This is a genomic window from Microcystis sp. LE18-22.4A, assembly GCF_027531105.1.
Lineage (GTDB): Bacteria > Cyanobacteriota > Cyanobacteriia > Cyanobacteriales > Microcystaceae > Microcystis > Microcystis aeruginosa.
Genome location: NZ_JAPZRB010000183.1, coordinates 1 through 6744 on the forward strand (window position 1 = coordinate 1; position 6744 = coordinate 6744).

8 protein-coding genes are annotated in these 6744 nt (G+C 40.8%); all 8 read left to right on the forward strand.

Features of this window, described 5'->3' with window-relative positions; genetic code table 11:
- Positions 1-219: 219 nt before the first annotated feature.
- Positions 220-678: a hypothetical protein gene (locus O9295_RS08020; RefSeq protein ID WP_261779644.1), complete on the forward strand. Its 459-nt coding sequence runs from the start codon at positions 220-222 to the stop codon at positions 676-678.
- An 11-nt stretch (positions 679-689) separates the two neighbouring features.
- Positions 690-1253 (forward strand): hypothetical protein, encoded by a 564-nt coding sequence (locus O9295_RS08025; protein WP_045362934.1) that lies wholly within the window; start codon positions 690-692, stop codon positions 1251-1253.
- A 68-nt stretch (positions 1254-1321) separates the two neighbouring features.
- Positions 1322-1549, forward strand: a complete 228-nt coding sequence (locus O9295_RS08030; RefSeq protein WP_045362936.1) for a type II toxin-antitoxin system Phd/YefM family antitoxin — start codon at positions 1322-1324, stop codon at positions 1547-1549.
- Positions 1550-1614: 65 nt separating this feature from the next.
- Entirely contained in the window at positions 1615-1869 is a 255-nt protein-coding gene (locus O9295_RS08035; RefSeq protein WP_045362937.1) for a DUF4258 domain-containing protein, read from the forward strand.
- Positions 1870-1879: 10 nt separating this feature from the next.
- The gene (locus tag O9295_RS08040) at positions 1880-2098 is read left to right on the forward strand and encodes a DUF2283 domain-containing protein (RefSeq protein WP_045362939.1); all 219 of its coding nucleotides are present in this window, start codon (positions 1880-1882) and stop codon (positions 2096-2098) included.
- 186 nt (positions 2099-2284) lie between these two features.
- Entirely contained in the window at positions 2285-2701 is a 417-nt protein-coding gene (locus O9295_RS08045) for a XisH family protein (protein WP_147073028.1), read from the forward strand.
- Positions 2689-3018, forward strand: a complete 330-nt coding sequence (locus O9295_RS08050) for a XisI protein (protein ID WP_288032615.1) — start codon at positions 2689-2691, stop codon at positions 3016-3018. The genes O9295_RS08045 and O9295_RS08050 overlap by 13 nt, the downstream gene beginning before the upstream one ends.
- 29 nt (positions 3019-3047) lie before the next feature.
- Entirely contained in the window at positions 3048-6176 is a 3129-nt protein-coding gene (locus O9295_RS08055; RefSeq protein WP_288032616.1) for a BPTD_3080 family restriction endonuclease, read from the forward strand.
- Positions 6177-6744: the final 568 nt, after the last annotated feature.

Here is a 6744-nt window from a genome sequence, read left to right on the forward strand (position 1 = left end):
GAAATGGGGCGAAAGTCTGTGGACTCTGTGTAAGACAGTACATGGTTTTTTAACTGTGGTATGCGACGGTGGTGGAAGCAGAAACTTAAATCGTGAGGTTTAGGAATCGCCGCACTTTTAGGGCGGCGAGGATGTCAAAAACAATACGCTCATCTGTTCGTCCTTGGCTTTGCGATCGCTCCTAGCGCTCGTCAGTTTGTAGAAAACTGTCAGGATACGGTGGGGATTCCCGCGACTTACATCCAAGCAACTCCAGACCTGCTGATGGGGGATTTACTCAAAAACATGAGGAGTTCCCAGATATTCAGCGTCTGTGGACTGCCAGAGATTAGGATTAATCCCATCCCTGAGGGTAAATATCAAGTGGAGTTATTGGGGTTGGATGTGTTTGACCCGGTTACAATGAAAGTGGACTCGGAACCGGGTAAGAATGTCCCCGCTTGGTTTCTCGATACTGACTACAATGGCCTATGTTTCCACGTCAATCAGGCATTTTTCCCCCGTACCGGTGCTTGGGATTCGATTAAAAAAGCTTTAAAGGGAACCTATGAGGAATCAGTCTGGGAACATCTAGCAGGGACAACCAGCGCAGCTTTTGCAGTGGGAGAACATCGGCAAATTGCCGTTAAGGTGATTGATGACCGGGGGAATGAGTTGTTAGTGGTTAAAAGTTTGTAGGATGATTTATTATGACTGCTCCTCCTCCAGGTAAAACAGAATTTGTAGCTAAAATATTTGAGTGGCTAAATGCTTTAGATGATGGGCAAAAATTTTTAACTATCCTTATCACTTTTTTAACGATGCTTGGTACTGCATTTGGGGTGGGGGTGAGTTTTGGTATATGGCTTTCACACAAAAAAGATATATCAGGAACAATTACTGATCCTCCCAAAGACCAAAAACTTATTAATCACAAAATAACAGTAAAGGGAACAATATCCAGAAAAATAAACTCCGATGAACATCTATGGTTGGTGGTGAATCCGGTAGGCTATACTGGTTGGTATCCTGGATCATCTGAAATATTCCCTGATAAAAATAAGAGGTGGATACAGGAGAATCTATACATAGGATTAAAAAAATCTACAGAACAAAAATTTACATTATTCTTTATTCTGTGCAGTGACTCAGCTAATACGATTTTTAAGGAATATTTAGAAAAAACTGCACACTTGCCCCCAGATAAATGGCCTATAGAAACACTTCCCAATGGCATAACTAAACTAGACGAAAGATATTTGATTAGAAAATGACCTACGAAGTCAACGAACCGATTCTCAACTCACCCTTTGATGAACAACCTTGATGAAGTGTACCCAAAATGGAAACTATCGACATAAATAAAGCCTTACCGCAAATCAATCAACTCCTAGAAAAAGCAGCCACAGGAGAAGAAATAATTATTACCAGAAATAATCAACCAATGGTAAAATTAGTATCACCTCAAACCATACCTAAACGTCCTCCTTTATTTGGTAGTGACAAAAATATAATTTCCATTGGTGATGACTTTGATGAACCATTAGAGGACTTTAAGGATTATATCTAATGAGATTACTATTGGATACTCATAGCTTAAATATTAGTGGTTAGAGAGTTGCTTAAAAATCAACAATGAAACCAATTAGATTAACAAAACACGCTCGAGAACAATGTATTGAACGAGGAACAAATGAACAAGAAATTATTGGAGCAATTCGTTATGGGACTCGACAAAGTGCCAAACAAGGAAGGGATAAATATCAGACTATAATTCAGACTAATTCCTATTGGCAAGGAAAATTTTACCCTCTAAAAAAAGTTGTTCCCATTGTTACAGAAACAGAACAAGAATTGATTGTCATTACTGTTTACACCTACTATTTTTAAAGGAGACAAAATGAAAATTAGCTACGATGCAGAAATTGATGCCCTTTATATTAGACTTGTAGAGGGAAAACATGAATGTCGAAATCTTCAGTTAAACGATGAAATCACCTTAAACCTTGGTGATAATGATCTTTTAGTTGGCATTGAAATTCTCGACGCTAAAGATGTTTTAGGAACAGGAAATGTACCCCAAGTCATCCTTGAGAATATTCCTTTTCGAGCTGCTTAAAAAGGAGTTAATATGAGACAACCTCAAAACCTGCTAGAAAATTAATCAATCCAAAATCAAAAATCAAAAATCAAAAATCGAAATGTCCTACGAAGTCAACGAACCCATCCTCAACTCACCTTTTGATGAACCCTTGATGAAGTTAAATCAGCCGTTTATCGAGCTTGCTTATACTTAGAAAATTCTATGTCAGCCAAAGATATTTTTCATCAATCCGTGTGTATTGCCCTCGAAAAAGATGGCTGGAATATCACCCATGATCCCCTTTATCTGAAAGTCAATGACGTAGAATTTTACATCGACTTAGGCGCGGAAAGATTAATTGCCGCCGAAAAGGCAGGTCAAAAAATTGCCATAGAGATTAAATCTTTTTTAGGCGCATCAGAAGTTACCGAATTTCATCTCGCATTAGGACAAATCCTCAATTATCGGTTAGCATTAAAACAGGAACAACCCGAAAGGATTCTTTATCTAGCAATTCCTCAAGATACCTATGAGGACTTTTTCTCTCGTCAATTTATTCAAGACGCTGTAGCCGAATATAAAATTAAACTCTTAATCTTTAATTCTCTCAAACAAGAGGTGGTATTATGGAAAGAATAAACTACTCTCAACTGATTCAAGACATTCTCACCCAACATTCAGTTAATAACGGCAAAAATGACACAGAAAATCAACTTATTTTTGACACAAAACGCCATCATTACCAAGTCTTAAATATTGGGTGGAAAGAGCAAAAGCGAATCTATGGTGTGATTATTCATCTTGACATAAAAGATGACAAAATCTGGATTCAAAGAGATGGAACAGAAATCGGCATTGCCAATCAATTAATCGCGGCTGGTGTTCCCAAACAAGATATAGTCTTAGGTTTTCAGGCTCCCTATAAACGCAGTTTAACCGAGTTTGCCTTGAGTTAATACATAAGAAAAAAATCCTAAATAACCCTATGTCCTACGAAGTCAACGAACCGATTCTCAACTCACCTTTTGATGAACCCTCCCGTTATTGGTTCATCCGAGAAGGTTATGAACCGGAATTAAAAGAAGGGAGAAGACCAGCTATTGTCTATCCCCCCCGGGAAGGTGACAGCGAATGGGAATTAGGAAAAGTTCTCAAACTTTCACCCCCCGATGAATTTTTCCCTGGTTATGAAATGACCTTGGTTAACCGCATCAGGAACAAAGTCAAAGAATGGAGAAACGAAAACTATCCCGGGGTCAGTCGTACCACCTTAGAACTATTGGACTATTGGAACCGAGAAGGAAGAGAACATCGCCTATTTTTTGCTCAAAAAGAAGCAGTAGAAACCATCATTTTCCTGATTGAATCACGGGCCGACTTTCGCCAAGGGATTTACATTCCCCAAGACACCCCCATTGACACCACCCTGAAAGCCTTCATCCGCTACGCCTGTAAGATGGCCACTGGAAGCGGTAAAACAACAGTGATGGGGATGTTAGCAGCATGGTCGATCCTCAACAAAGTAGCAGATCGCAGTAACGCTAAATTCTCCGATGTTGTCCTGATTGTCTGTCCCAATGTCACCATTAAAAGCAGATTGCAGGAACTCAACCCCGACAACGGCGAAGCTTCCCTCTACCGCACCCGTGACCTCGTACCCTCTCACCTGATGGACAAACTGAGACAGGGTAAAGTCTTGGTGACAAATTGGCATATTTTTGAAAAGCGAGCGCCTGCCACTGCCGGTAATGAAACTGCCAAAGTGGTGAAAGTGGGAGTCCCCGTCACTACTAAGGAAACTGTCAGAATTGGCGAACGAAATACCACAGCCAGGGGACAGCGTTATCTAGACTTAGACAGCTATCGACAACAGCGAAATTTAGGTCAGTTAAAAGTCGCTGAAGGAGGGGAAAAATACGATGCACAGGGAAATTTAAAAGAAGTCGAAGTTGAAAGTACCCGCTATTTAGAAAGTGATGCCGCTTGGATTAAACGAATCTTAACCCAAGAAGTGGGGAATAAAGGTAACATTTTAGTCTTTAATGATGAGGCGCATCATGCTTATCGGATATCTCGGATATCTCCAGATAAAAATGATGCTGGCGATGAGCAAGAATCGGAAAAATATCAAGAAAAAGAAGCCACGATTTGGCTTGAGGGTTTAGATAGAATTAACAAATATCGAGGCATTAATTGCTGTGTGGATCTATCCGCTACTCCCTATTACTTAAAATCTTCCAAACAAAATACTAATAAACCCTTTGAGTGGGTCGTCAGTGATTTTAGTTTAATGGATGCCATTGAAGCAGGTTTAGTGAAAATTCCTCAATTACCCGTTAGAGATACCACCGGCGCAGCCGTTTCAGATTTAGCTTACTTTAATATCTGGGAATGGTTAATGAAGAAAATGACCCGATCTGAACGGCGTAAAGGAATAAATCCTACACCGGAAGCTATCCTCAAATATGTGCAACATCCCATCACCTTATTAGGGGGACAGTGGGAACAAATTAAACAAGAATGGGCAGCCTCCGATGATCCCAGACCGCCTGTATTTATTATTGTCTGTAAGAATACCAAGATTGCTAAATGTCTCTATGAATGGATAGCAGAAGATATCAAACCGGATGATTTACCCTCCTCTAACCTGCGATCGCTCCGTAATACCGAGGGAGAAACTAACACGATTAGAGTCGATTCTAAGGTAGTTGAAGAATTAGAATCGGGTGAAAGTAAATCCGATGAAAGTAAATGGATGCGCTTTACTTTAGACACCATTGGTAAGACTCAATGGACAAAAGATGATCAAGGACGCGATATTTATCCCGAAGGATTTGCCCAACTAGCTGAGAAATTAGCTAGACCGTTTCACCCCCCCGGTCGCGATATAAAATGTGTAATTTCTGTAGGAATGCTTACGGAGGGTTGGGATTGTTCCACCGTAAAACATATTATTGGGATTCGTCCCTTTCAATCCCAATTACTCTGTGAACAGGTGGTAGGTAGGGGGTTAAGAAGGCGCAGTTATGACCTCACCGACGATAACAAATTTGCCGAAGAAACCTCAACAATTTTCGGAGTTCCCTTTGAAGTTGTTCCCTTTAAAGCTAATCCCCAAGGGGCAAAACCTCAACCAGAAAAACGCTATCATGTTTACTCAGTGCCGCAAAAATCCCAATATCGCCTAGAATTTCCCAGAGTTAAAGGCTATACCCAAGCCGTACAAAACCGAGTCACCGTTGATTGGACAGCCATCGCCGCTTTAGAAATTAACCCCTTCAAAATTGCCCCCGAAGTCCAAGTTAAAGCTACTCTAGCTAATAACCAAGGTCGTCATAGCCTATCTGGTCCAGGCAAACTGGAAAGCCTTGACCTCAACCCTTACCGTCAAGGAAAAAGATTACAGGAATTAGTCTTTGAATTAGCGGCCGATTTAACTCGCACTTACTGCCAAACCGAGCAATGTCAAGCCCCCCCTCATGTCTTGTTTCCCCAATTAAGAAAAATATGCGATCGCTACCTAACTGAAAAGGTTAAAGTAGTAGAACCCGCTCACATTCTCGATCTGTTTCTTTCCCCCTATTACGGTTGGGTAATTGAAAAACTCTCGGAGTCCATTTGTCCCGATACCGGCGCCGGAGAAGCCCCAGAAATCCCCAAATATGAGGCACATCTAGGCAACGGTTCAACCGATGATATTAACTTCTTCACCGGCAAACCTGTGAGAGAGGTAGTCAAGTCTCACCTTAACTGTGTGGTGGCTGATACCGATCAATGGGAACAGGCAGCCGCCTATATTATTGACAATCATCCCGCCACTGCAGCCTTTGTTAAAAATGAACGCTTAGGGTTTACTATTCCCTATTTTCATAATGGGGAAGACCACGATTATATCCCAGACTTTATTATCCGTCTGAAGACCGCTAAATCTAACTATTTAATCCTAGAAACTAAAGGATGGGACGAACTGAGGGAAGTCAAGCAAGCAGCCGCTAAACGCTGGTGTAATGCCATTAATACCGACGGCAAACACGGTCATTGGCAATACTTTTTGACTGGATTGAGCAAAGTTAAAGAAGGAATTGATGAAGCAATCAAAGAAATCGAAGCATGAACCAATAAATAAATAAATAAATAAATAAATAAATGAATAAATAAATAAATAAATGATGATAGAATTTCCTTTCTCGCTGCCATTGCCTGATACTATTTTTCTTTATTCGTGGCCCCACACCCTGCCCCCACGAAAAACTTTTTCAGCAGACCCTAATTAACCATCTCTGCCATTACTTTTGAAAAATAGTATTACACTTCATCTTTAGGAGCAACGCTGTATTTATTCCTTTCCAAGTCAACCTTTTATTGGTAATAACTTTTCTGGAAGGCAATCGCCGGTACAGAGTACCCTTGATCTTAATCAGAGAAAAAGTGTATGAGTTATTTTGGCGGCATTCCGCTCCCAATCAACACCCTAGGTCGGGGTGGGGGAAGTGGGGAGAAAAAAGCTGGTAAAATAACTCTAGTGGGACTTAGGCGTTTTCGGTCAGCAAAAAAGGCTCAAACCATTACGGGACAAAGGGTTAACCTCGATTTATGATTTTCCTTGATCTATCTGGGTTTCAGCGATTTTGGGCTTCTCGAAGTAAATCCCAAGCGGGGATTGGAGTTGAGGCTTTTCTCGA